Genomic DNA, 25,510 nt, shown 5'->3' with positions numbered 1-25,510 from the left:
CGGGTGAGCGCCACGCTCAGCGCCGAACTCTGCCGGGTCACCATCGTCGGTCCGGCCCGCCGGGTCGATCTGGCGGTCCCGGCGACCACCACGGTGGCCGCCCTGCTGCCGCTTCTGGTGCAGCAGACCACGGAGAGCGGCCAGCGGCCCGATTCGGGCGTGGGCGAGGGAGCCTGGGTGTTGCAGCGCCTCGGCCAGGCACCGTTCGAGTTGGCCGGCACCCCGGAGAGCCTGGACTGGCTCGAAGGTGAGGAACTGCACCTCCGACCGGCCGAGGACCCGCTGCCCGAGCTGGATTTCGACGACCTCGCCGACGGGATCGCCATCGCCGTCAACCGGCGGCACGACCGCTGGCAGCCCGAGTACCGGCGGATCCTGTTCATCCTGCTGTCGGTCGTCCTCATGGGGGCCGTCGCCGCGGTGCTCACCGCGCACGGCCCGGCCCTGCCACAGGTCGTGGCCGGTGCCGTGCTGGGCGCCGCGTCACTGGCCGCGGCGCTGTTCTGCGGCCGCCGCCTGGACGACGGCGCGTTCTCGCTGCTGTTCGGCGGCGGCGCGGCCGGGTTCGCGGCGGTCGCCGCGTCCAGCGCGGTCGACGGGGATCCGGAGCGGATCGCGGTGACCAGCGCGGCGATCCTCGCCGCCGCCGTCGCCGTACTCACCGTCGCCGCCGCCCTGCTGCTCGCGCAACGGACCTTCGCGCCCCACCTGCCGGCCCCGCCGGTGCTGGTGACCGGGGTGACCGGCCTGGTCACCGTGGTGATCCTGCTGATGCGCGACGGCAGCGGGATGAGCATGCCACGCGCCGCCGCCGTCGCCGTCCTGCTGGTCTTCGTCGTGATCGTGCTGGCCCCCCGGATGGCGGTGAAGCTGTCCCGCCTGCGCGGTCCGCAACTGCCGAAGACCAGCGAGGACATGTCGTACGACATCGCGCCCGCGCCGTCCGACCAGGTGCACCGGCGCACCGACGACGCGGACACCTACCTGACGGTCGCGACGGTCACGGCGGCGCTGGTGCTGCCGGTGCTGTTCCACTTCACCATGAGCGTGCGCGGCTGGGCGGGGTGGAGCTTCGTGCTGGTGGTCGCCAGTGCAATCCTGTTGCGCTCGCGTACCTTTCTCGGTCTCTGGCAGCGCTGTGCGCTCGTCGCCGCCGGTACCGTCGGCTGCCTCATGGTCATCACGAAGCTTGCCGACATGCTGTCGCCCGCCTGGCGCTGGGTGCTGCTCAGCGCCCTGGTCGGGCTGCTGGTGCCGCTCGTGATGGCGGCGTTGCGACCCTGGCCCCGGCGGATGCTGCCGTTCTGGGAGTACGCGGCGACCTTCTTCGACGTCGCCACCGGCGTGGCCGTCCTGCCGATCCTGGCGCAGGTCCTCGGCGTCTACGCCTGGGCTCGCGGGCTCTTCGGGTAGCCGCGATGCAGACCCAGCGCGACCACGTCCACGCCCACAGCTTCATGATGGGGCGCCTGAGTTCGGCGCTCGTGCAGGGCGACCCGACCAGCGCGCAGATCCCCGGGCAGCGGGCCCTGACCGGCCTGCTGATCGGGATCATCGTGGTGCTCCTGGCCGGCGGCGGGTTCGCCGTCTACGGCTGGCTCGTCCCGGGCGGCAGCCGGGCGTACCGCCAGGCCGGCGCGATCCTGGTCGAGAAGGAGAGCGGCGTCCGGTACGTCTACCGCGACGGCGTGCTGTACCCGACGCCGAACCTGACCTCCGCGATGCTGTTGCAGGGCCCGTCGGCCACGGTGAAGCTCATCTCGCGCAACTCGCTCAAGGATCTGCCCCGCGGCCCGGAGATCGGCATCGCCGGCGCGCCGCAGGCCGTTCCCGCCGCCGCCGCGCTGCTCCGGGGCCCGTGGTTGGTCTGCCTGCCCGGTTCGGTGGTGGACCAACCCCGGGCGGGGCTCGGCGTGAACCTCGATCCGCGCGCCGCAGCCGCGCCGCTGACCGGGAACACCTTCGCGGTGGTACGCGACGCGGGCGGCGGCACGTTCCTGCTCGCCGGGCCGTACAAGTTCCCGGTGGCCGACGACTCGGTGCTGGTCGCCCTCGGCGCCGCCAACGCCCGGGCGGCCGTCGCGCCGACCGCCTGGCTGGACGGGCTGCCGACCGGCGTCACGCTCGGTCCGGCCCGGATCCCGGGCGCGGGCAGCCCGGGCCCACGGGTCGGCGGGCGGGTCCACCCGGTGGGCACGCTGTTCCGGCAGCAACCCGCCGCCGGCGCGGAGCAGCTCTTCGTGCTCCGCCAGGACGGGCTGGCACCGGTCAACCGGATGGAGTTCGTCCTCGCCTCGGTGCGCGGTGGCGACGCGCCGGTGACCGTGGAAGCGGCCGACGTCGCCGGGGCACCGCGCTCCGGCGACCGGACGCTGACCGACCGGCTGCCCGACCTGACCGGCCACCGGTGGCAGGATCCCGGCGGCCGGGTGCTCTGCCTTCGGCAGCGGCCGGTCGACGCGGAACGGGTCGTCAGCGAGCTGGTGCTCGCCGACCGGCACGCGTCGGGGGTCGGTGCCGACGGCACGTCCGTGGTGCTGGCCGAGCCGGGCTCCGGCATGACGGTGACGCCGGTGCCCAAGGCGGGCCCCGCCGGCGAGGTGGTGCTGATCTCGGATCAGGGCATCGCGTACCGGCTCGCCGACCCGGACACGGTCGCCGCCCTGAAGCTCACCTCGGCGCCCGCCGTTCCGTTTCCGAGGGACCTGCTGGCGGTCGTGCCGCAGGGCCCGGTGCTCAGCCGTACCGCCGTCAATGGTCCTGCTAGGGGGTAGCGCATGGCATCCATCCGAGATCTGCTGCGCGGCGGGCGGAGAGAGCCCGGCGACGTGGTGCAGCACACCGTCGGCAACGCGCTCGTTCTGCACCACCCGGACGAGATCAGCGGCGAGGCGCAGTCCCTCGCGCTCTCCGTGGTGGCGGACGACGAGAACGACCTGGTCGTGCTGGACCTGGGCAGCGGCATCCCGATCGGCTCCTGGGAGTCGATGGCCGGTGTCCTGCCGCGCCGCCGTCGCGGTATCCGGCTGATCGCCTGCGGGCAACGCGACGACACGGCGGCGATGGCGGGGCAGTGGCTGTCGGAGCGGCTCAACCGTACGGTGATCGCGCCCGACGGCAGTCTGATCCGGGGCTCGGCCGGCGCGCTCTTCGTGCACTCGAAGCCGGGCAGCGGCTGGGTGCGGTTCCGGCCCGGCAAGCCGCCGGCCTGGGACTCCAAGCGGTACCCGACCCCGGTCTGGGACACGGCCGCGACCGAGCGCCGGGCCTCCAGCTCCACCGGGGAGATCGAGCCGCTGCCCGGCGGGGTGTGGATCCACGACGTACGGGCGCCGGAGGTCGTCGCCGAGCACCGTGGTCGCCTCGTCGCCGACCTGCCGTGCCAGCCGGAGACGATGACCGTCCTGCTCGGCTGCCCCGGCACCGAGCCGCTCTCCCTCGACGACGTGGTCCGGTTCTGGCGCGACCTGGACCCGGACAGCCGGCTGCGGGCCCGTTTCGTGCAGTACGGCGAGGTGCGCATGCCCGAGGGTGAGACGTTCGGCCAGACGCTCGCCGACGTGCTCGCCACGAAGGTCGTCTGCTATCCGGGAGTCCCGATCGGCGCGCCCGGCAGGTTCGAGATCCGGACGGTACGCGCGGACGGCGTCCTGGGCTGGCCGCCCTTCGCCCTGGAACTCGGCTACTCCCCACGGGCGCACCCCAACTCGCTGGCCCGCCGGCCGCTCCTGCTCAGCCACCGTGGCCCGTTGCAGTGGACCGAGGAGATCGCGCCCCGGGTGTACTGGTACGCCCCGGACGCGGTGGTCGAGGTGATCGAGGCCGGGCTGTGGGTCCGCCCGGCGGAGGAGCCGGGGAACTCGGAACGGGTCCGGGCGACGCCGCTCGACCCCGACGGCATCACGATGATCTTCGACGACACCGCGCCGCCCCGGAAGGCGCGGATGCGGGAACTCGCCGAGGACCTGGCGGCTCGGATCGACCACGGCACGGGGCAGTCCAGCGCACTGTTCCCGGCTTCGGCGCTGGTGCCGGGGCAGAAGCCGGGCGGCCACGCGGGGGCGAACCTGGCGCCGGAGCCGCCAACGCCGCCGACAGCCGCTCCACCCGCCGCTCCCGACGTGCCGGCGGCACCCCCGACCGTCGGCGTCACGGCCATCCCCCAGCCGCTCGATCTGTCCCCGGTCCCGCCGGTCGCGCCCGCCACCCCGATGGCCGCGCCCGCTCCGGTGGTCCCACCAGCTCCCGTCGAGATTCCGACCGAGTCCTCGATCGAAGCAACCGGCGACGTCGTGCCCGCGCCGCCTGTCGTACCCGCGCCACCTGTCATCCCCCCGCCGCCTCCTGTTCCCGCGCCGCCTGTCGTACCCGCGCCGCCTGTCGTTGTCGCCCCGCCCAGCGTGCCGGCGCCCGCCGGTCCCATCCCCCACGTCGCGCCGGTTCCGGCGCCCGGGGAGACGCCCCGGACGGCCGAGGCGGCGGTCCCGCCCGCGCCGCCGCCAGCCGTGCCCGTGCAGGTGTCGGTGGCAGCGGTCGTGGAGGTGCCGACGGAGACGGCGTCCGTTCGCACGGTCGGGCCGCCGACGGAAGACGACCCGGCCGGTCATCGGCTCCAGCCGGTGGTGACGCCGGACGCCTGCGCCCTGGTGCCCAGCCACGGGCTGGCGGATGAGCGGGCCTGGCTGCGCCGCTCACTCAGCCGGGACTTCGACAGCATGGCCAGTTCGGTCGCCCGGATCATGTCGGAACACCCGGGGATGAAGGGCGGTGGTGACAACGCCGCCGACGACATCCTCGTCGACTCGGTGGCGACCCGGCTGTTCCTGACCCGCCGGGGCGCGGGCATCGACGCCGGGCTGCGGTCGGGCGCGACCGGTCCGCACGTCCCGCTGGCCCGCTGCGCGGTCTCCGGCCTCTCCCGGCTGCCGTCGTTCCGTGGCAGCACCGTCGTGCGGGCCTCGCCGGGCGGCGACGAGTGGCGCCTGTACCGGGGGCGACGCCTGGTCACCGACTGGAGCTTCGTCACCATGCTGACCGCACCCTGCGCCGGTCAGGACGGCGACACCGACGTGCTGATCTGGTCGATGACCGCCCGCCGTACCGCGCTGCTGGAGCCGGAGGGTGACGAGCGCGTCGAGGACCGGGTGGTGTTCCTGCCCGGCACCCACTTCAAGATCCTGGAGGCGGCGGAACCGGCCGGTGGCCGCCGGGGCGTCATCCTGCTCCGCGAGATCGGCGCCAACGAGATCGACGATGACGGCCGGGTCGACCAGAAGCGGCTGTCGCTCGACGATCTGGCCGTCACGTCCCTGCGCCGCAGCCTCGACCGGTGGGCCGGCGCGGACGCCCGCACGCGGATCGGCACCGCCTCGGCCAGCCGCTTCGGCACGCTGCCCGGCCTCGTCCGCCCGCCGGCCGGGAAGAAGGGGTGATTCCGCGATGAGTCGACAGGTCCTGACGGTGGGCGGCGGACAGCCCGGCGCGTACGCCACGATCGGCGCGGCGGTCGCCCGTGCCGAGCCGGGTGCCACCATCACCGTCCACTCCGGCCGGTACGCCGAGAAGCTGGTCGTCGGCAACCGGATCACCATCGCCGCCGAGCCGGGCGCCAACGTCGAGGTGCACGTGGAGGAGGGCAGCGTCCTGGCCGTGCACGGTGAGGGCGCCCAGGTGCGGGGAATCTCGTTGTCGAGTGCCGACCCGAAGCTCGCCGTGGTCGACGCGTACGCCGGTGAGGCGGCCCTGGACGGCTGTCGCGTCGAGGGCACCGCCTGGGTGACGCTGCTGGCCCGGTTGCAGGGCACGATCGCGCTGCGCAACTGCGAGGTCAGCTCCTCCTCGGGTGCCGCGATCGTGGTGACCGCGCCGGGCGCGAGCACGGTGGAGGACACGGTGATCCGCGACGTCGCCACCTCCGGGATCGTGGTCAGCGACCAGGGATCCCTGACACTGCGCCGCTGCACGGTGGAGCGGACCGGTGCCAACAGCATCTGCGTGAACGGTGACGGCCGGCTCGTCGTCGAGCAGTGCGAGATCACCGCCGCCGGCAAACCGGCGCTCGTGGTCGAGCAGCGCGGTCACGCCCGGATCAACCGCCTGCGGGTGCGGGAGAGTGCCAACGTCGACGTGTTCATGCGCGGCGAGATCGACGCGGTCGTCACGGACTCCGAGTTCACCGGCGCGCTCTTCCAGTCCGTACACGTCGCCGGCGGTGCCGCCCCGGCCTTCCGGGGCTGCACGTTCGGCTCCGCCGGGCGTAGCGCCGCCCACGTCACCGGTGCGGCGGAGCCGACGTTCACCGACTGCGTCTTCCTGGACTCGCCGGTCGGCGTGACCGTCGAGGACAGGAGCGCGCCCCGGTTCGAGGGGATCACCATCCGGGGCAGCAGCGAGCTGGCGGCGGTGCTGACCGGTGCGGCCTCGACGACCGTGCGGCGGCTGCGCCTCGCCGTCACCGCCGGCTCCGGGCTGCTGGTCACCGAGGGTGCCGGCCTCGACGGCGCCGACCTGGTGATCGACGCCGGCGACGCCGTCGCGCTCGACCTGCGGGACTCGGCGCGGGGCACCGTCCGCGACGCCCGGTTCAGCGGTACGGCGGCCGCCAGCGTCGTGGTCGGCTCCGGCGCGACGTTGGACCTGCGGTCGGCGGCGCTCGACGGAGCCGGTGTGCGGGTGGCCGACGACGCGGACCTGCGGCTGCAGGACGCCGAGTGCACCGACGTGACGGGGGACGGCCTTCAGGTCGGAGCGTCCGGCGCGGTGACCGCCGACCGGGTGCGGATCCGCCGGGCCCGCCAGGCGGGGATACGGCTGGAGCGCGGCTCCCGGGGCACCTTCACCGACTGCGAGGTGCTGGAGAGCGGCGCCGCCGGTTTCGACGTGGACACCACGGAGCCGGTGTCGATCACCCGCTGTGTCGCTCGGGACAGCGGTGGCGAGGACGTCCGCCAGGCCGACGACGCCCACCTGACCGTCACCGCGCTGACCACGGGACGGGCCGCCCAGTCCGTGGCGCCCACCTCCCCCGCCCCCGTCGGCTCCGGGTACGCCCCCGAGGTTCCCGACCCGGACGGGCCCGCCGCATCGGAACCGACGGACGGGGAGCTGAGCGGACCGCTGCGTGAACTCAACGGCCTGATCGGTCTGCGCGGGGTGAAGCAGGAGGTCACCGCGTTGATCAACCTGATCAAGATGGCGCAGGTCCGGCAGCGGATGGGCCTGCCCATGCCACCGATGAGCCGGCACCTGGTCTTCGCCGGCCCGCCCGGAACCGGTAAGACCACGGTCGCGCGGCTCTACGGCGCGGTCCTGGCCGAGCTGGGCATCCTGGCCAAGGGCCACATGATCGAGGCGGCCCGGGCGGACCTGGTCGGCCAGTACATCGGCTCGACCGCGATCAAGACCACCGAGCTGGTCAACAAGGCGATCGGCGGGGTGCTCTTCATCGACGAGGCGTACACGCTGTCGGCCGGCTCCGGCGGGTCGGGCCCGGACTTCGGGCAGGAGGCGATCGACGCGCTGATGAAGATCATGGAGGACCAGCGCGACGAGCTGGTGGTGATCGTGGCGGGATACTCGGAACTGATGGAGCGGTTCCTCGCCTCCAACCCCGGTCTGGCCTCCCGGTTCACCCGGACCATCGAGTTCCCGAACTACTCGGTCGACGAGCTGGTCACCATCACTTCGAACCTGTGCCGCAAGCACTACTTCGAGCTGACCGACGACGCCGTCGAGGGCTTGACCGCCTACTTCGAGCGGACCCCGAGGACCTCGACGTTCGGCAACGGTCGGGTGGCCCGCAAGCTGTTCGAGGCGATGATCAACAACCAGGCGTCCCGGCTGGCGGTCACTCCGCCGACCAAGGAGACCCAGATCAACCGGCTCACCGTCGAGGACCTCGCCCCCGAACTGGAGCTGTTGGACGATCTGCCCGTCGAGCAGAACAGCCGCCCCGACCCGAGCCAGAACCCGACCGGCGCGATCAACGCCACCCAGAGTTGGCAGCGGATCTGCCGGCTGGTCGGTGCGGTGGACGCCCGCGAGGCTGCCGGCGCGACCCTGTTGCGGCTGTGCGAGCTGCGTAACCGCCGCCGCTCCTACGGCAGACACGGCAACGTCCTGCTCGCCGGCGGGCCCGGCAGCGGCCGCGGCGAACTGGTCCGGCTCTACGCCGCCGCCCTGTCCGAACTGGACCTGGTCGCGGTCGGCCAGGTGGTGCGGGTCTCGACCGTCGAGCACCTCGCGCCCCAGTGGCCGGGGCAGGTCCACAGCCTGGTCCGGGCCGCGCTCCAGGACGCGACCGGCGGCACCTTGATGATCGACTACGTCGACGACGGCACCGGCGGCGCACCGGAGATCGTCGAGGCGTTGATCGGGCAGCTGCGTGCCGGGCTGGGCGACCCCGTCGTCGTACTGGCCGCCGAGCCGGCCGTGCTGACCCGGCTCGGGGCCGCGGTGCCCACTCTCACCGATCTGTTCGGGCAGCAGTGGAGCATCCCCGAACTCACCGTCGCCGAACTGGCGGAGGTCGTGGCACGGCACCTGGTGCGGCGCGGCCACGAGATCCCCGACGACGTCCGGGCCGCGCTCACCGGGCTGGCCGCGCGGGCGCCCGAGCGCACCGTACGCGCCGCCCACCTGCTCTCCCGGAGCCTGAGCCGGTCCACCGGATCCCGCACCCTCGCGCTGGCCGACCTGAACGGACTGGTCAGCCGCAACGATCCGGCCGTCCTGGCGGCCCGCCACCACGGCGGCCTCGCCGCGGTCAGTTGAGAGGAGACGTCATGTCGCAGCCGCAGCCCTCGCGCGAGGAGATGATCGAGGCTGGCCGCGCGTTCGAACAGCGGCTGCGCAGCGCGCAGGCCAGTCTCGAACACGCCCTGGTCACCGGCAGTTCCGCCGACGGCACCGTGGTCGTGCTGGCCAGCGGCCTCGGACAGCTCAGGGCCGTGCAGGTCAGTCCCGCCGTGTTCGACACCCGCGACGTGACGGCCCTGCAGAACGCGATCGCCCAGTCGATCCGGGCCGCCGCCGCCAACGCGGCCACGCTGGCCGAGGAGAAGATGGGCGCAGTCGAGATCAATCTCTACTGACCGGCGCGGTGCCGGGCGTACGAGGGGACCAGTCGAATGAGGATGATGCACTCCCCTCGCGGCCAGGCGCCGGCGGGGGTCTTCCGGCACCGGGTCGGCAACGCGCTCGTCCTGCACGCCGACGAGCGCATCAGCGTCCAGGCCCGGTCGCTGGCCCTGGCGGTCGCCGAGGACCCCGACAACGACATCGTCGTACTCGATCTCCACGACGACCTGCCGATCGGCACCTGGGGGTCGGTCGCCGCGGCGCTGAAACGGAGCCGGCGGGGCATCCGGCTCGTCGTCTGCGGGGCGTCCGCCGACACCGGTGCCCTCGCCGCGCAGTGGCTCTGCGACCGGCTACGCCGTCCGGTCGTCACGCCGCACGGGCGGACCGTCCGCGCGGCGGCCGGGACCATCTTCGCCCACGCCGCCGAGGGCAGCGGTTGGGTGCGGTATCGGCCGGGCCGGACGCCGGCCTGGGAGTCCCAGCGGTTCCCCGCCCCGGCCTGGGACGCCGCCGCCACGCGGTTCCGGCCGACCAGCGCGGTGGCCGCCGTCGAACCCATCCCCGGCGGAGTGTGGATCCGCGACACCCGCGATCCGGCCGTGGTCAGTTCCCGTTGGCAGTGGCTGGTGGCCGTGCTGCCCTGCCAGCCCGAGGCGATGACGGTCGTCCTCGGCTGCCCCGGCACGCCGCCCCTCGCCATAGACGACGTCGCCCGCTTCTGGCGCGGACTCGACCCGGACGGCCGGCGACACGCCCGGTTCGTGCAGTACGGGCCGGTCCAGCTGCCGGCGGGCGAGGCTCTGGGCCAACGGCTGGCGGACGTGCTGGAGACGCCGGTCGTCTGCTTCGGCGGCGTCCCCGTCGGGCGCCCCGACCGTACGCACATGCACACCGTCACGCCGGACGGACGCCTCGGCTGGCAGGTCCTCGTCCGGGAACTCGCCTTCACCCCCCGCCCCACCCCCGGCGCCGCCGCCAAGCTGCCACGGATCCTCAGCCACCGCGCCCCGGCGCTGCTCGGAGACCCGGTCGGCCCACTGGTCCACCGCTACGCCACGGACGCGGTCGTCGAGATCGTCCAGTCCGGGCTCTGGATCCGCACCGACGACCCGCCGCGCGCCGCCGGCCGGATCCGGGCCCGTCCGGCCGATCCCGCCCGGCACGCCCTCATCGTCGACGACACGGTCCCGTCCCGCGTCCCGCGCCTGCGTGAGCTCGCCGAGGACCTGGCCGCGCGCCTGGATCCGGCGACCAGGGCCCGCAGCACCCTGCACCTCGCGTCGGCGGTGGCGGCCGGGCGGCGAGGACGATCCGGCGGCAGCGCCCAGGGCGACCTGGGTGACGGCCGGACCTACCGGTTCACCGCCGCGGACCTGGCTCTGGGAGAGTCGATCGAGGTGGCGCCCCCGCCCGCCGAGGCGCTCGCGATGATGTCCGTTCCCGGGCCACAGTCCCCGTCCTGGGTGCCGACGTCGGACACCCGGGCGGTGGCCGGCGGACCGAACGTCGCTGCCGCCGACTTCCTGACCGCGCCCGTCGCGGACCTGCCGGAAGCCGGACCCGGCCCGGTCGCGGTGCGGCCGCCCGCCACCACCGCCACCGCGCAGGCCGCCGCCGCAGCCACCACCGGGGGCACCGAGGCGCTCGGCGGCCGGCCGGCGGGAACGGCCGGCGGTTGCCTCGGCGAGGTCGCGGCACCGTCGCGCGCGCCCGTCGTGTCCCCGCCGCGTCTGCCTGTCGGGTCCCCGTCGCGCCCGCCCGTCGTCGTGTCGCATCTGCCGGTCCCGGTCCGGGTGGCGCCCGGCCGTCCGGGGGACCCCGCCGTCGTCGCCCCGCTCTGGGACCAGCCCGCACAGGCGGACGATCCCACCGGCAAACCCCTTGCGCCGGAACCGTCGGCCGCCACACCGGCGGCGAGCCCGAGGCTGCCCGCGCGGCCGGACCCGCTGCCTGCCGCCCCCTCCGGCCCGGCCGCCCCGCACCGGGATCCCGCCACCCGACCCGGTCCGGCCGAGCCGCCGGCCGCGGTTCCGGCACAGAGCGCGACCCGCGGACCGGATGCCGCCCGGCGACCCCTGCGGTTCCAGACCACACCGGCGCCTGACGCGCAGGGGCTAACCACCTCGACCGGGCTCGACGCGGAGCGGTCGTGGCTGCGACAACGGTTCGGCCAGGAGTTCGACGGCGCCACCAGCGCGATCTCCCGGCTGCTCGCCGAGCATCCCCGTCTGCACGCCGGCGGCGACTCCCTGGTCGACACGGTCGCCGTACGCCTCTACCTGTCGGCCCGGGGCGAGGCCGTGGACCGGGCGCTGCGCGCCGGGTCGGCCGGCGACGCGGTGTACTTCGCCCGGTGCGTGGCGGCCGGGGTCGCCCGGCTGCCGTCGCACCGGGGCGCCGCCTGCCTCTCCGCCACGCTCTCCGGCGAAGACCTGCGGGAGATCGCCGCGCGGGAGACGCTGACGGACTGGGGGTTCACCCACGCGTTGACCGAGCCGCCCATGAACGTCCCGGGAAACGTCGACGTGCTGCTCTGGTCGATGACCGCCCGCCGGACCCGGCTGCTGGAGCCGGCGGACGACCATCGCGCCGCCAGCCGGGTGCTGTTCCTGCCCGGTACCCGCTTCAAGGTGCTGGAGGTGGCGCAACCGGATCGGGATCGCCCCGGCCGCCTGCTGCTGCGTGAACTCACCGCCGAAGAACCGGTCCGCCAGCGCGGTCCCTTCGACGACCTCGCGCTCACCTCGCTGCTCCGTTGTCACGACCGATGGACGGCGACCGGCCGACGTGGCCGGGTCGGCGAGGCGACGGTGCCCCGCCTCACCCACCTCCCAGGCATCGCGTGACGGAGCGTAGCCAAACTCGGTCGTCGGCATCAGCGTCGCGCGGCATCCCGCCGCGCCGGCGGGAGCGCTGGCCGGCCACGGTACGTGTCGTTGTCGACGGGTCGATGTCTTGATATACCTGACGATGCCGGCGTAGGCGCTCGCGCGGATCCGTCGGATCCGTCCAAGAGGGAGACACAATCGACACGGCGTACCGCGTGAGCCCGTTGCACTCGACCGACCCCGAGCGGATGGGTGACTACCTGCTCGTCGGCCGCCTCGGCCGGGGCGGCATGGGCCTGGTCTACCTCGCGGAGAGTGACGACGGCAGCTATGCCGCGATCAAGCTCATCCATCCGGACCTCGCGACCGATCCCGAGTTCGCCGGGCGCTTCCGTGGCGAGGTCGAGCGGGCCCGGCAGGTGCCACCCTTCTGTACCGCCGAGTTCCTCGACGCCGACCTCGACCACGACCCGCCGTACCTGGTCGTCGAGTACATCGACGGCCCGAGCCTGGACGAGGTCGTCGCCGAACGCGGTCCGTTACGGGGTGGCGCGTTGCAGTCGCTCGCGGTGGGGATCGCCACCGCGCTGACCGGCATCCACGGGGCGGGCATCATCCACCGCGACCTCAAGCCGGACAACGTCCTGCTGGCACCCGGCAGCCCCAAGGTGATCGACTTCGGCATCGCGCGATCGTTCGAGGTCACCAGCAAGTACACCCGCACCGACGTCATGGTCGGCACGGTGGCCTACATGGCCCCGGAGCGATTCTCGGGCGAGTCGGACAAGCCGGTCACCGCTGCCGCCGACGTGTTCGCCTGGGGCTGTGTGATCGCCTTCGCCGGCACCGGGAGGACGCCGTTCCACGGCGACTCGCCATCCGCCACCGCGGCGCGCATCCTCACCCAGCCGCCGCAGCTCGACGGATTACCGGAGCCCCTCCAGGAACCGGTACGCGCGGCGTTGGCGAAGGAGCCGGCCGACCGGCCGACCGCCCCGGAGCTGCTCGCGATGCTGCTGGGCACCCGGTCCGGGGCGGCGGCGCCCACCGTCGACCAGCCCCGGGCGGCGGTGCCCGAACGTCCGACCCGGCCGGCCCGCCACAGGCGGGCGGCGCTGATCGCCCTCGCCGCGCTGCCGGTGCTCGTCGGTCTGACGGTCGCCGGCGTGGTCGCCACCACCGACCTCCGACCGGAGGCGGAACCTGTCACGTCGCCGCCCACCGGGTCGCTGCCGCTGCCGCCGTCGCCGACGAGCGCGGTGTCCGCGCAGACGCCGGCCCCGGAGCCGACGCCGCCGCCCTCGGCCGTACCCACCCCGGCCCGCACGCGCAGCGCGCCGGCCGCCGGGAACGAGCCCTCCAGTCCCGCGGCCAGCCCCGCGACGCGGGCCTCGGTGAACACCTCTGGCCGCAATCTGGCCCTCGGTCGACCCGCGACCTCCTCCGGCGTGGAGAGTCACGTGTGGGCCGCCGGCTACGCCGTCGACGGTAACCACCTGAGCCGATGGGGCAGCCAGTTCAGCGACAACCAGTGGCTGACCGTGGACCTCGGCGCGCAGTGGCAGATAAACGAGGTCGTGCTGCGCTGGGAACACGCGTACGCCACCGGCTACCGGCTGGAGGTCTCCCCCGACGGCCGGCGGTGGACGACGGTGCACCGCACCTCGGCGGGACAGGGCGGGGTCGAGCGGATCGCCACCGACGGCGCGGCGGGCCGCTACATCCGGATGTACGGCACCCAGCGCTCCGGCAACTACGGCTACTCCCTGTACGAGATCGAGGTCCGCTGAGCGTCCCGCCCCTCCGGCTGCCGGCCGGCGGAGAGGTCCACGCCGTACCCGCCCAGCCGGCGACGGGCGCGGCGCAGATCCCACCGGGCGCCGAGCACGGCATACAGGTCCGCCGCCTCGCCGCCGGCCCGGGCCGCCGCGTGCGGACGCCGACCGGCGGCGAGCAGCACCGCGGCGTCCTCCAGCGCGGCGGCCAACTCCACCACCCGGCCGACCGCGCGGTAGTGCGCCGCCGCTGCCAGCGCGGGCTCCGGGTCGCCGGTGAGCAGCGCCCGGCATCGTGCCGCCGCCGGATGCGCCCGCACCGGCCGGACCTCCCTGGCCGCCTCGTCGGCACAGACGGCCGCCGCCTGTTCGGCCACGTCGCGTCGATCCAGCGCCAGCGCGAGCCGGACGGTGTCGGGCAGCCACTGGTGCCGCAGCAGCAACGGGGCGTACGCCGGCACCAGCAGCGGGTCGAGGATGCGCAGGGCCTGCTCCGGGCGGCCCTGCTGCTCGGCGATCAGGGCGCGGGCGGCCAGCAGGAAGTCACAGCTCTCGCGCTCGGCCCCGGTGGCCGGCGTGAGGTCGGTCGAGTCCAGGTGCCCGCTGGCCGACACGGCGTCGTCGCGGCGGGCGGCGACGAGCGCGGCCGCGCCGTGCAGCAGCATGGCGACCGCACCCGGCTCCCGGGTGCCCAGCAGAGTGGACCCGGCCGGGTCCTCGGTGACCGCGCTGACCACGGACGACACGTCGTCCCAGCGGCCCGACCAGTAGTGCTGCACCGCCGCGGCGACGTGCAGTCCGGCCGGTAGCCGGTGCCGCAACGCGAGGAGCGCGGCCTCGCGCAGCGTCCGCTCGGCCTCGTCCAGCCGGTCCAGGTTCTGCAGCGTGAACGTCCGGTTGTCGAGCAGGTCCAGGTACAGGCCGCTGAAGGCCGGGTTGTCGCGCATGATGTCCAGCGCGCGATCGACGTACTCCAGCGCCCGCTCGTGGTCGCGCCGGATGGTGTTGGTCAACCAGGTGGTCTGCAGGGCGAACGCCGCGTCGTACGGCTGGTTCGCGGCGAGCGCGGCGGTGCGCAGCGCGGTCGCCGTCCGGTCCACCCGGTCCAGGTCGTCGAGCGGACCCCGGTGGAGGTTGGCCAGCAGCACCCGGTGCCGGGTGTGCCAGAGCGCGGGTACGGCGGGGTCGGCCAGCGCCTCCTCGAGGATGCCGAGCGCCGTCGCGACGTCACCGCTGCGATGGGTCATCGCGGCGAGCAGGTGACGCATCTCGGCGCGGTCGGCCGGGTCCGAGGCGAGCCGGAACGCCTCCCGCGCCGCGGCCAGTGCCGGCCGACCGTGCCGGAACTCGAGCCGGACCAGCGAGACCAGCAGACGCTCCCGCTGCCCCGGGTCGGGCAGGTCGGTGTCGAGCACCCGGCGGAGCAGCGCGCCGGCGAGCCCTGGTGCCCGGCGGACCAGCTCGACGTGATGGGTTACCAGCCAGGACACCACCCAGCCGTCCACCGTCGAGATCGCCGCGGCGAGTTGCTCGGCCACCCGACCCACCGGGCTGCCGCCGTTCGCCAGCACCTCGGCGGTGTGCCGGTGCAGCGCCGACCGGGCCGGGGCGGGGATGCTCTCGTACAGCATCTGCCGCAGGAACCGGTGCCGGAACGCCAGGTCGGTGCCGGCGTCCACGACGACCCTCGCGGCGAGCGCCTCCTCCAGGCTCGACACCAGGTCGACGGCGGAGCGACCGGCCACCGCGCCGACGTCGTCGACGGAGAACCGGGCACCGAGCAGCGCGGCCGTCCGGAGCACCTCCTGGGTGTCGGCGGTGAGGCTGTCCATGGCGGCGCGGATCATCGCGAGCAGCGGGCGCGGAGCGTCGATCGGGGTGGAGTCGGGGATGTCGGCCCTACCGTCGGCCACCCGCACCGCGTCCCGTCGCAGCAGGGCCGTGGTCAGCTCGTGGGCGTAGCGGGGGTTACCCGCCGAGATGGCGACCACCTTCGCCAGGTTCGGCCCGGGGGGCACGCCCACCAGACCGGTCACCACCTGCTCGACCACGCTCTCGGGCAGGGCCTCCAGTTGGAGCAGGTGACCCTGCCGGGCCTGGACGGCGCGGCGCAGCCGCGCCAGGTCCCGGGCGCCCGGCTCCAGCCGGGCGGCAGCCACCAACAGCAGCGGCGACCGGCGGGTGACCGCGACCAGCCGCTCCCAGAACGGGGCACCGGACCGGTCGGCGACGTGCAGACCGTCGAGCACCAGCACGAGAGGAGTGGTGGCGCAGGCGGCGCGCACCTCGGCCAGCACCCGCTCGGACGTCGCCGGGGTGACGGTCCCGGCCACCCCGGCGATCCCGCCCGGCCCGGCGGCGGGTGGGTGACCGGCGGCGGCATCGGCCGGCAGTCCCAACGCCCGCATCACCGCCGAGAGCGGGACGTCCTGGTCCAGCTCCTGAGCGAGCCCCCAGACGACCCGGCAGCCTCGCTCGGCCGCGTCGTCGAACGCGGCGCGGAGCAGCGCGGTCTTGCCGATGCCGGGTTCGCCCTCGACCCAGACGACGGTGCCCTGACCGGCGGCGACCGCCGCCACCAGTTCCCGCAGCCGACGCAGCTCGGTCTCCCGGCCGGGAAGGACCGGCGGACGCGGCCCGTCCGGCGCCGCCCGGTGCACGGGCTCGGATCGGGCCGGTGCCCCAGAATCGGGGCGCGACCCGGGCGGGGCGCCGGAGACGATCTCGTGCAGCCGGGCGAGGGCGACGCCCGGTTCGACGCCGAGCTCGGCACGGAGCGTGTCCCGGGCCGCCCGGTACACCTCCAGCGCCTCGGCTCGCCGGCCGCTGCGGTGCAGGACGAGCATCAGCAGCTCGTGCAGGGGCTCGTGCAGGGGGTGGTCGCGGACCAGCACGGCGAGGTCGGCCACCACGCCGTCGTCGCCCAACTCCACGAGGAGCCGGGCACGCCGCTCGGCGGCGCCGAGTCGCCGTTCGGCGAGCCGGATCCGCTCCGCGTCGAAACGATCACCGGTGAGCCCGGCGTACGCCTCGCCGTGCCACAGCCGCAGCGCCTCGTCGAGCCGGGCCACGGCGGCCGCCCGGTCGCCCGCCGCACCCAGCCGCTCCGCCTCGGCGCTGAGCGCCTCGAACCGCTCGCTGTCCAGGTCCTCGGGACGCAGGCGCAGGGCGTAACCGCCCCGACCGGAGGTCAGCGCGCCGGGTCCGAGGCTACGACGCAACCCGGAGACGTACGTGTAGACGTTGCCCACCGCGGTGGGCGGCGGCGTCGGTCCCCACACCCCCGCGATCAGCTCGTCGCGCCCGACGTCGCGCCCGACGGCTACGGCGAGCAACGCGAAGACCAGCCGTTGCCGGGCCGGCCCCAACGACAGTTCCCGATCACCGCGCCAGGCCCGGACCGGCCCGAGGACGGACACCCGCAGCGGCTCTTCCGCGGTGGTCACCATCGACCCTTCGAATTGGGGTACGGGAACCGGACCTCGCGACGGACGGGGCCACCGGTCACGGGACGGTGGTCCTTCCCTCGCCGAGGAGCCCGGACCGGGACAAGTGCGGCTCCGTCGGATTGCCCGGCAGGCTCGGCCGGATCCGGCCGAGCAGGGCCCGTAGCCGGTCGATCCACCGCGGGCCGATCCGGCGCTCCCGCAACGCCACGTGGGCGATCTCTGCCGCGGTCTCGAAGTCGCCCCGCCGCTCGTGGCTGTGCGCGGCGATCCAGCGCATCTCACCCGCCAGCTCCGGATCGGCGGTACGCGCGGCGACCCAGCCGGCCTCGGCGGCGGCGTTGCGGTCCTCCCGCAGCAGCAGCCGGGCCAGCCAGGCGGTGAGCGTGAGCCGCCGGGCGGGGTCGAGAGCGTGCTGGGCATGCGCCTGCGCCAGCGCGGCGATGGCGATCTGCGGTGCCGCCTCGGCGACCCGTTCGACGTGCTCGGCCAGCCAGCCGCCGGTGCAGTCGTCGACCGGGACATCCCCGGCGAGCATCAGCGCCACCACCCGTTCGGGCGCCGTGCCCGCCGCGGCGAGCCGGCCCGCGTACAGGCGGCAGAGGGTGACCCGGAGCGCGGCCGGCGTGCTCCCGCACAGGGTGCGGACCACGACCCGGTGCCGGAAGCGCAGCCGGTCCCCCGGCGCGAGGATCCCGGCGGCCCGCACCGGGGCCAGCAGCCGGGCAAGATCGTCGAGGTGGTGCCCGGTGGCCGCGCCCACCTCGGCCACCGTGCAGCCGGCCGGCTGCGTGCCCGGCGCCCGCACCTCGTACGCGCTGAGGAACGCGACGGCCCGCAGCACCTGGCGGGTCTCCTCGGGGTACGGCGAGAGGTGCGCCCTGACCGCCGCCAGCAGACCGGCCTCCGGGAACGGGTCGATCCCGCCCGCGGCGAGCTGCCGCAGGTATTCCGGATGCCCGCCGGCATCGTCGAGGATCCGGGCCAGCTCCTGGGGCTCGGGCGGTTGCGGGGCGACCGCCCGGACCAGTGCGCCCGCCGCGCCGGAGTCGAGCGGGCCCAACGTGACGACCTCGGCGGCGGACTGCTCGGCCGCCCATCCCGCGCCGGGCCGGACGGCGGCCACCAGCAGCAGCGGTAGCTCGCTCGCCTGCCCGCCCAGCGTGGCCCAGGCCCGCAGCGTGGTCGGATCGGCCCAGTGCAGATCGTCGACGACGAGGATGAGCGGTGCCTCGGCCGTGGCGCGACGGACCAGTTCCACCGCCCGGGCCGCCGCGTCGGCGTCCGCCCGGGCGGCCCGGCGGCGCTCGGCGTCCACCTCGTCCGTCCCGTCGGCACCGGCACGATCGGCGAGGTGGGCGCCGGCGGACTGATCGGCGTCGGGCCCTTCGGGTCGTGCGGACACGGCGACCAGTGCCTCCACCGTGGGATGCTCCGGCCCGGCCGCCAGCGCGAACTCGACGCAGTCGCGCAGGGTGCCGAGTGGGGTATCCCGGGCGACCTCGTCGCCGACCGCCCAGCCGATGCGGCACCCCTCCGGCGCGGTGGGCAGCGCGGCCGTGAGCAGGGCCGTCTTGCCGATGCCGGCCGGACCTTCGAGCAGGATGCTGCCGCCCCGCCCGGTGGCGACCTCGGTCAAGGCCCGGCGCAGCCGGTGCAGTACCGCGCCGCGGCCGAGCAGCAGGTCGGCGCCGGTCCGGACACCGGGCCCGGATTTGGCCACCGGGACGCCTCCGGTAGGGAGCTCCGACCCGCCGGCCGGCTCGACGCGACCATTGGCGACCGGTACGCCGACGGCCGGCACACCGCCGCCTGTCACGACGGATCGGCTCGCGGGCCGGCCCGCCGCCGGCAGCCCGGCGAGTCTGTCCCGCAGGTCCTCCCGGTGCGGATGGGCCGTCGACAGTTCGCGCAGAAGCTGGGCGGCCTCCCCGTGGCGGCCGCTGCCTGTCAGCAGCTCGGCGTACCGCTCGGTGGTGGCGAGCCGCAGCTCGGCCAGGCGCAGCCGCTGTCCCTCGGCGAACGGCCCGGGGACCCCGGCGAGCGCCTCGCCACGCCACAGGCGCAGGGCCGCCGCCACGGTGGCCAGTTCGGCGTCGGTGTGCCCGGCGGAGCGTTGCCGCTGGGCCGCCTCGCGCAGCGACTGGAATCTGAGGACGTCGACGGAGTCCGGCGAGAGATGCAGCTGGTAGGTGCCGCCGCCCGAGCTGAACAGCCGTCCCGCCGTCCACCGGCTCCGGGTCGGCTCAAGCATCTGACGCAGCGTGGAGACGTACGTGTAGATGTTGCCGGTCGCGCTGGGCGGCGCGTCCGCACCCCAGACGGCGCTGACCAGCTGGTCGCGGGAGACACCCTGCCCGGTGTGCAGGGCGAGCACGCAGAGTACGGCTGTGCGACGTGCCGAGCCGAGCACGAGCTCGGCCCCGTCCCGCAAGGCTCGCACCGGACCCAACAAACGGAGGTCGATCCCCACCTGCTCCGCTGACATGGCTGCCCTTAGCTCGCTGCTTCGAGTGCCTGAAGCCCCGCGAAACGGTCGGGGGCGTCTGGCACCCCGCTACCGGCGGAATCTCGTTGAACGCCCCACCCGCTTACTCCCCACCTGCCGATTGTCCACCATCCGTGACGGCATCTGCCAGTCAGGATGATCGTCGGGCTGACGGCAGCCCGCGCCGTCCACCCGGCAGGCCGGAGCACGGCGGGCGGAAGACCGGGCAGATCGGACCGGAGTCCGGGCACACCCGGAGGCGGTGCCTTCCGCCTCCGCCGGCGGCCTGCTGCACTCGACCGGTGTCGGCTGATCCGAATCCACCGGCGGACCCGTTCGCCGGTGAGCTTCTGCTCACCCTCGCCCGTGAGGGGCGGTTCGTGCTGGACGCGGCGCAGGCCGACCAGGTCATAGCCGAGCTGGAACGCACCCTCTCCGCGGTACGGGCCCGGCTCCGGGTCCTGCGGATCTGGCGGCACGTGCCGACCCAGCGGGTGGACGAGATCCCCGACGACCTCGCCCTGGACGTCGTCGACGCCGTCTTCGCCGACCAGCTCGCGCCCGGTCGGCTGGAGCTGGCCGCGACGGAGATTCCCAAGTACATCGAGGCGCTGCGCCGGGCCCGGGTGGTGCCGCCCGGGACTCCTCGGCCCACCGACCGCTGAACGCGGTGGCCGCAACCCTTCACGTGCCGGCGACCAGCCGTGAAGACGGCGTGGAGATTTTCTGAAGGGTCGTTTCGCAGACTTTCGCCGCAGCCATGAGACGCGGAGGTTCCGGTGGAGAAGGTTCGGCTTGTCCTGCAGGCGTCAGACCCGTTCAGCTATGCGGGGCTCGACAGCTTCCTGCGGTCCCGTCCGGCGATCGAGCTGTTGCCGGCCGACGATCGCGCGGGTGCGCAGGTGCTGGTGTTCGGCTGCGAGCAGCTGACCGTGGACGTGGTGGCGACGCTGCGACGCTCGGCTGCGGAGACCGGCCTGCCAGTGGTCCTCGTGCTCCGTGAGATCACCGAGAGCGAGCTGCTCACGGCGGTGGAGTGCCGGGTGGTGGCCATCCTGCCGCGAGCGGCGGTCACCGCCGAGCGACTGGCGCACAGCGTGCTGGCCGCGGCCAGCGGTGGAGGCGTCATGCCGCCGAACCTGGTCGGCGAGTTGCTCAAGCACATCGAACGGCTCCAGCGCGAGGTGCTCGCCCCGAACGGCCTGAACGCCTCCGGTCTCACCCCGCGCGAGGTCGATGTGCTGCGACTGATGGCGGACGGGTTCGACACCGGCGAGATCGCCGGCAAGCTCTGCTACTCCGAGCGGACCGTCAAGAACGTCATCTACGGCGTCACGCACAGGCTGAAGCTGCGCAACCGTTCGCACGCGGTCGCGTACGCGCTGCGGGCCGGCATGATCTGACCCGCGCGGAGCCTCACCGCGACCGCACCAGCGCCCGCCAGTAGTCGCCGGCCGGGTCCCGGGCGGCCAACCAGCGCTCGGCGTCCGCCCGCGGCGGCAGCACGTCGAGCAGCAGCTCGTGCAGCCGGATCGCGCGCGGCGCCCGCTCCAGCACCCACGCGTCGACCGCCGCGACGGCGGCGACCTCGGCCGGCTCGCGGCGCAGCAGCGCGGTGTGGTCGAGGTCGGTGGCGATCCGCAGGCCGGCGCCCTCGGCGAACACGGAGAACACGACGCTGCGCTCCCCCGCCTCGACGGCGAGCGTCACGTCGAACACCAGCACATCGTCGCCGGCCGGCACGGGCAGCAGACCGGCCGCCGGCACGAGGTAATGCACCGCGAACGTCACCCTCCCATGATCCCCCACCCCTGGAAGGGGTCAACCGGCGGCGAAGCGGGCCCGCCCCCGTATCGGAGGGTGCCCGCTTCGCTTCGGGCGCTACGCCAGCCTCTCGACGGTCGAGGCCGACGCGGCCTGCTCCCGCTCGACGCGGCGGCGCCGGGTCGGCAGTGCGAGCGTGGGGTTGGCGACGGCCCAGGCGGCCCCCTTGCAGACCAACTCCTTGTAGACGGCGGCGAGGCGTCCGGTCAGGACCGCCCGCCTGGTGCGGTCGTCGGCGGTGACGTACTGGATCAAGCCCTCCCTGCGGCCCAGCGAGACGCACTGGTTGACGTAGCGGATCGAGACGTTCGGGAGCTTTCCGCCGGTCAGGCGCGCCGCGATCGCGTCGGCGGCCTGCCACGCGCCCGGGCTGCCCGAGGCGCACGACATTCGTAGCGGCTTGTCGGCCGGCCCCATCGCGTAGGCGGCGTCGCCCACGGCATACACATCGGGGTGCGAGACTGAGCGCATGGTCCGGTCGACCACGATCTGGCCGGTCCCGGTGACCTCCAGGGCGGTCGCCTTCGCAATCGGGTGGACTGCGAAGCCGGCAGTCCACACGGTGACCGCGGCCGGGATGGTGTTGCCGTCGGCGGTGGCGACGTGATCGGCTTCGACGGCGGTGACGGCGGAGTGCTCGTACCCGGTGATGCCGAGCTTGTCGAAGACGTTCCGCAGGTGCCTACGGCCCTTCGGCGAGAGCCAGTCGCCGAGGCCGCCGGAGGCGGCGAGGGCGACGTCGAGGTCCGGGCGGGCCTCGGCGATCTCGGTCGCGGCCTCCAGGCCGGTGAGGCCGCCACCGACGACGACCACGGCCAGCCCGGCATCGAGGTGGGCCAGGCGCTCGCGCAGCCGGAGTGCTCCCGGCCGGCTGGCGATCTCGTGGGCGTGCTCGGCGACCCCGGGGACGCCCTGGGTGTTCCAGCCGCTGCCGAGGGCGTAGACAAGCGTGTCGTAGGCGAGTTCTCCGGCGCCGTTCGCGTCGACGACGGCGACCGTCCTGCGGTCGGCGTCGACACCGGTGACCTTCGCAAGCTTCAGTTCGACGCCGGTGCCAGCGAACATTCCGCGCAGTGGCCGGAGCCTGAGGTCCTGGCCGGCGGCCAGCTGGTGCATGCGGACGCGTTCGACGAAGTCGGGCTCGGAGTTGACGAGGGTGATGGCGACGTCCTCGCGGCGGAGCCGCCTGGCGAGGCGGCCGGCGGCGATGGCTCCGGTGTATCCGGCTCCGAGAACGAGGATGCGGTGCGGCATTTCGCTGCTCCTGTCTTCTGCGGGTCTGCCACTTGAACCGGGCGGCCCGCCGTTTCCTGACAGGGAACGACGTGAAGCACCTCACAGAGCGTTCAGAAGGCGTGGAACAGGGGCTCCCCGTGGCCGGAGGTCGCCCACTGCGCGGTTGCGCGTTCGAGCTTGTCGGGGTTGACCTGGTTACGGAACGCGGCGATGCCCTCGGCGGTGACCTCCAGGCACATGACGCCGACGACCCGGCCGTCCAGGACGACCACGACGGCGGGTTCGCCGTTGGCGGTCCAGGCGTGGACCTCGGGGGAGCCGCCGACGATGGCGCGCTTGGCCTCGCTGGGTTTGAACAGGCCCCGCAGGAACTTCGCGACAGCGACGGCGCCCTCGAACGCCCTGGCGCGGGCCGGGACCTTCCCGCCGCCGTCGCCGATCGCGATGGCGTCCGCGGTGAGCAGGCGCACGAGCGGCTCGGTCTGGCCGCTGGTGGCGGCCGCCAGGAACTCCTCGACGATCCGCCGGGCGGCGGCCCTGTCGATCTCGGTACGGGTCTTGCCGTCCGCGACGTGCTTCTTGGCGCGGTGGAGGATCTGCTGGCTGGCGGCCTCGGTGATGTCGAGGATCTCCGCGATCTCGCGGTGCGGGTAGTCGAAGGCCTCCCGCAGCACGTACACCGCCCGTTCCCGCGGGGCGAGGCGCTCCAGCAGGGTGAGGACCGCGTACGACACCGATTCGCGCTGCTCGACGGTCTCGGCCGGGCCGAGCATCGGGTCCCCGCCGAGCAGCGGCTCGGGGAGCCACTGGCCCACGTAGGTCTCGCGGCGCGCCCGCGCGGAGGTCAGCTGGTTGAGGCACAGGTTGGTGAGGACCTTCGTCAGCCACGCCTCGGGGACCCCGATGCGGTCGACGTCGGCGGCCTGCCAGCGCAGGAACGTCTCCTGCACGGCGTCCTCGGCCTCCCCGGCGGAGCCGAGAAGACGGTAGGCGATGGTTTCCAGGCGCGGCCTGGAGGCCTCGAACCGGTCGACGTCCTCCGCGGTCAAGGGCATCTCCCGATCCTAGCCTCGCCCTTTTCAGGGTGACTGTGATCTTGAATGTCGCCCAATTAAAGGTCACCGTCACCGGGTAGGCCACCTGGCGATCCCTCTGACCAATCAGGACGGTCCGGACGTGCGCCAGCCTTCCGCCATGGCACCGGCATTGCCACCGCCAGCACCAACTGGCCGGCTCAGGGGCGTAGCCCGGCCAGTTGGATGTCCAGGTAGCGGTCCGCGTCGTCGGTGCCGCCGATCCGCACCGCGTGCTGCAGGCCGCACAGGAGGCGCCGCAGGTCGTCGGCGGTCAGGTCGGGGCGGATCACGCCTTCGGCGCGGGCCCGGTCGAGCAGGGTGGCGATGGCCGCGGCCAGGTCGCGGCTCAGGTCCACCGTCTCGTCGCAGGCCGCGTCGGCGGTGGCCAGCACCTCGGCCAGCGCCGGATCGGAGAGCTGGATCCGCAGGCCCACCCGCAGCAGCGCGGCCAGGCCGGTGCCCACGTCCGGCTCGCGGGACGCCGCCACCGCGTCGGCGACCAGAGTTTCCAGGCTCTGCGCGGCGAGCGACTCCAGCAGGACCTGCCGGGTGGGAAAGTGACGGTAGACCGTACCCACGCCGACGCCGGCCGCCTTGGCCACCGCGTTCATCGACAGGTCGGGGCCGCCAGCGGCCATGCGGTCCCGGGCGGCTGCGAGCATGCGGGCGCGGACCCGGGCCGAGTCGGCGCGCAGGCTCTCCGCGTTCGTGGTGGGAGACACACCTGGAGGATAACTTATCCGTTCTCGTGCTAGCTTCTGCGGCAGGAACGGATAGTTCATCCGCTAAGGAGATGGCGATGGCGCTGACCTGGACCCTGGACCACATGCCGAACCAGACCGGACGGACCGTCGTGGTCACCGGTGCCACCAGCGGGCTCGGCAGGATCACCGCGACCCGGCTGGCCGAGGCGGGTGCGACCGTGCTGATGGCGGTACGCGACACCGCAAAGGGCGAGCGCGTCCGCGCGGAGATGCGCGGGGACGTCGAGGTGCACCGGCTCGACCTCGCCGACCCACGCTCGATCCGTACCTTCGCGGAGTCGCTGGGCCACCGCCGGATCGACGCGCTGATCAACAACGCCGGCACCCCTGCCCGGGAGCGCGCGCTCACCCCCGAGGGGTACGAGCGGGTGATCGCCACCAACCACCTGGGACCATTTGCACTGACCGGGCTGCTGCTGAACCGGTTTCGCCCGGACCGGCTGCCCCGGGTGGTGACGGTCGGCTCCAACTTCTACCGGCAGGTGCGCTCCGGCACCGACGACGAGAACCTGGCCGCCACGGGAACGTTCCAGCCGCTGCGCCAGTACGTCCGGTCGAAGGTGTCCAACCTGCTCTTCGCCCAGGAGTTGGACCGCCGGCTGCGCGCCGCGGGCTCGCCGGTCCGCAGCTTCGCCGCCCACCCGGGGATGGCCTGGACCGGGATGCAGGACAACCCGGGCAACATCGCCGAGCGGGTCTTCGTGGCGGCGCTGGGCGCCCTGGTCGCGCGCAGCGCCGAGGCGGGCGCGCTGCCGATCCTCTTCGCCGCCACCGACCCCCGGGCCCGGTCCGATGCCTTCCACGGACCGTCCCAGCGCAAGTGGGACGAGCGCGTCCACTTCGCACCCATCGTGGCGCCCGGCAACGACCCGGACCGGGCCGCCCGGCAGTGGGCGATCGCCGAGGCGGCAACCGGTGTGCACTACCTCAGCAGGGTCCGCCTCTGACGTCCGACTCCTGGGGGTAGGTCGTCGCCTCCGCGGGTAGCACGG

General features: G+C 74.2%; 16 protein-coding genes. 10 read left to right on the top strand and 6 right to left on the bottom strand.

Features of this window, described 5'->3' with window-relative positions; translation table 11 throughout:
• Positions 1 to 3 precede the first annotated feature (3 nt).
• From eccD to ABZ809_RS07885, 7 genes are all read left to right on the top strand, one after another.
• Positions 4 to 1,413 (top strand): type VII secretion integral membrane protein EccD, encoded by a 1,410-nt coding sequence (eccD, locus tag ABZ809_RS07915; RefSeq protein WP_357561695.1) that lies wholly within the window; start codon positions 4 to 6, stop codon positions 1,411 to 1,413.
• A gap of 5 nt (positions 1,414 to 1,418) precedes the next feature.
• Positions 1,419 to 2,774, top strand: coding sequence for a type VII secretion protein EccB (gene eccB, locus ABZ809_RS07910; protein WP_357561694.1), 1,356 nt, complete (start codon positions 1,419 to 1,421; stop codon positions 2,772 to 2,774).
• Between the two features lie 3 nt (positions 2,775 to 2,777).
• Positions 2,778 to 5,432 (top strand): hypothetical protein, encoded by a 2,655-nt coding sequence (locus ABZ809_RS07905; RefSeq protein ID WP_357561693.1) that lies wholly within the window; start codon positions 2,778 to 2,780, stop codon positions 5,430 to 5,432.
• Positions 5,433 to 5,439: 7 nt separating this feature from the next.
• Positions 5,440 to 8,772, top strand: a complete 3,333-nt coding sequence (locus tag ABZ809_RS07900; RefSeq protein ID WP_357561692.1) for a right-handed parallel beta-helix repeat-containing protein — start codon at positions 5,440 to 5,442, stop codon at positions 8,770 to 8,772.
• Between the two features lie 11 nt (positions 8,773 to 8,783).
• Positions 8,784 to 9,092 carry a YbaB/EbfC family nucleoid-associated protein gene (locus tag ABZ809_RS07895; RefSeq protein ID WP_357561691.1) on the top strand — a complete coding sequence of 103 codons (309 nt, stop codon included), beginning with the start codon at positions 8,784 to 8,786 and terminating at the stop codon, positions 9,090 to 9,092.
• A 45-nt stretch (positions 9,093 to 9,137) separates the two neighbouring features.
• Positions 9,138 to 11,927 (top strand): hypothetical protein, encoded by a 2,790-nt coding sequence (locus ABZ809_RS07890; protein ID WP_357561690.1) that lies wholly within the window; start codon positions 9,138 to 9,140, stop codon positions 11,925 to 11,927.
• 197 nt (positions 11,928 to 12,124) lie between these two features.
• Complete coding sequence (locus ABZ809_RS07885) at positions 12,125 to 13,699, top strand: protein kinase (protein ID WP_357561689.1); 1,575 nt, start codon at positions 12,125 to 12,127, stop codon at positions 13,697 to 13,699.
• Here the strand turns inward: ABZ809_RS07885 and ABZ809_RS07880 are convergent.
• Both ABZ809_RS07880 and ABZ809_RS07875 read right to left on the bottom strand, forming a co-directional pair.
• Positions 13,669 to 17,133 (bottom strand): BTAD domain-containing putative transcriptional regulator, encoded by a 3,465-nt coding sequence (locus ABZ809_RS07880; protein ID WP_357561688.1) that lies wholly within the window; start codon positions 17,131 to 17,133, stop codon positions 13,669 to 13,671. The two genes, ABZ809_RS07885 and ABZ809_RS07880, sit on opposite strands and share 31 nt — an antisense overlap.
• Positions 17,134 to 17,188: 55 nt before the next feature.
• The gene (locus ABZ809_RS07875; RefSeq protein WP_357561687.1) at positions 17,189 to 19,618 is read right to left on the bottom strand and encodes an AAA family ATPase; all 2,430 of its coding nucleotides are present in this window, start codon (positions 19,616 to 19,618) and stop codon (positions 17,189 to 17,191) included.
• 302 nt (positions 19,619 to 19,920) lie between these two features.
• Here ABZ809_RS07875 and ABZ809_RS07870 point away from each other — a divergent pair, with 302 nt between their 5' ends.
• Complete coding sequence (locus tag ABZ809_RS07870) at positions 19,921 to 20,283, top strand: hypothetical protein (protein WP_357561686.1); 363 nt, start codon at positions 19,921 to 19,923, stop codon at positions 20,281 to 20,283.
• Positions 20,284 to 20,397: 114 nt separating this feature from the next.
• Complete coding sequence (locus ABZ809_RS07865) at positions 20,398 to 21,021, top strand: response regulator transcription factor (RefSeq protein WP_357561685.1); 624 nt, start codon at positions 20,398 to 20,400, stop codon at positions 21,019 to 21,021.
• A gap of 13 nt (positions 21,022 to 21,034) precedes the next feature.
• Here the strand turns inward: ABZ809_RS07865 and ABZ809_RS07860 are convergent, their stop codons facing one another.
• From ABZ809_RS07860 to ABZ809_RS07845, 4 genes are all read right to left on the bottom strand, one after another.
• Complete coding sequence (locus ABZ809_RS07860) at positions 21,035 to 21,409, bottom strand: hypothetical protein (protein ID WP_357561684.1); 375 nt, start codon at positions 21,407 to 21,409, stop codon at positions 21,035 to 21,037.
• A gap of 90 nt (positions 21,410 to 21,499) precedes the next feature.
• Entirely contained in the window at positions 21,500 to 22,696 is a 1,197-nt protein-coding gene (locus ABZ809_RS07855) for an FAD-dependent oxidoreductase (protein ID WP_357561683.1), read from the bottom strand.
• A gap of 92 nt (positions 22,697 to 22,788) precedes the next feature.
• Positions 22,789 to 23,733 (bottom strand): RNA polymerase sigma-70 factor, encoded by a 945-nt coding sequence (locus tag ABZ809_RS07850; RefSeq protein WP_357561682.1) that lies wholly within the window; start codon positions 23,731 to 23,733, stop codon positions 22,789 to 22,791.
• A 179-nt stretch (positions 23,734 to 23,912) separates the two neighbouring features.
• Positions 23,913 to 24,476, bottom strand: coding sequence for a helix-turn-helix domain-containing protein (locus tag ABZ809_RS07845; RefSeq protein WP_357561681.1), 564 nt, complete (start codon positions 24,474 to 24,476; stop codon positions 23,913 to 23,915).
• Positions 24,477 to 24,553: 77 nt separating this feature from the next.
• Between ABZ809_RS07845 and ABZ809_RS07840 the strand changes: the two genes are divergently transcribed.
• On the top strand, positions 24,554 to 25,465 hold the full coding sequence (locus ABZ809_RS07840; protein WP_357561680.1) for an SDR family NAD(P)-dependent oxidoreductase: 912 nt from the start codon (positions 24,554 to 24,556) through the stop codon (positions 25,463 to 25,465).
• Positions 25,466 to 25,510: the final 45 nt, after the last annotated feature.

The sequence above is a fragment of the Micromonospora sp. NPDC047074 genome (genome assembly GCF_040643815.1).
Classification (GTDB): domain Bacteria; phylum Actinomycetota; class Actinomycetes; order Mycobacteriales; family Micromonosporaceae; genus Micromonospora.
This window is presented reverse-complemented; position numbering and strand designations above follow the sequence as displayed.

Bases quoted from the DNA above. Each gene is read 5' to 3' on its own strand.
- ABZ809_RS07840 (WP_357561680.1), top strand. From the start codon at position 24,554: ATGGCGCTGACCTGGACCCTGGACCACATGCCGAACCAGACCGGACGG.
- ABZ809_RS07895 (WP_357561691.1), top strand. From the start codon at position 8,784: ATGTCGCAGCCGCAGCCCTCGCGCGAGGAGATGATCGAGGCTGGCCGC.
- ABZ809_RS07850 (WP_357561682.1), bottom strand. From the start codon at position 23,733: ATGCCCTTGACCGCGGAGGACGTCGACCGGTTCGAGGCCTCCAGGCCG.
- ABZ809_RS07880 (WP_357561688.1), bottom strand. From the start codon at position 17,133: ATGGTGACCACCGCGGAAGAGCCGCTGCGGGTGTCCGTCCTCGGGCCG.
- ABZ809_RS07900 (WP_357561692.1), top strand. From the start codon at position 5,440: ATGAGTCGACAGGTCCTGACGGTGGGCGGCGGACAGCCCGGCGCGTAC.
- ABZ809_RS07905 (WP_357561693.1), top strand. From the start codon at position 2,778: ATGGCATCCATCCGAGATCTGCTGCGCGGCGGGCGGAGAGAGCCCGGC.
- ABZ809_RS07890 (WP_357561690.1), top strand. From the start codon at position 9,138: ATGCACTCCCCTCGCGGCCAGGCGCCGGCGGGGGTCTTCCGGCACCGG.
- ABZ809_RS07855 (WP_357561683.1), bottom strand. From the start codon at position 22,696: ATGCCGCACCGCATCCTCGTTCTCGGAGCCGGATACACCGGAGCCATC.
- ABZ809_RS07875 (WP_357561687.1), bottom strand. From the start codon at position 19,618: ATGTCAGCGGAGCAGGTGGGGATCGACCTCCGTTTGTTGGGTCCGGTG.
- eccB (WP_357561694.1), top strand. From the start codon at position 1,419: ATGCAGACCCAGCGCGACCACGTCCACGCCCACAGCTTCATGATGGGG.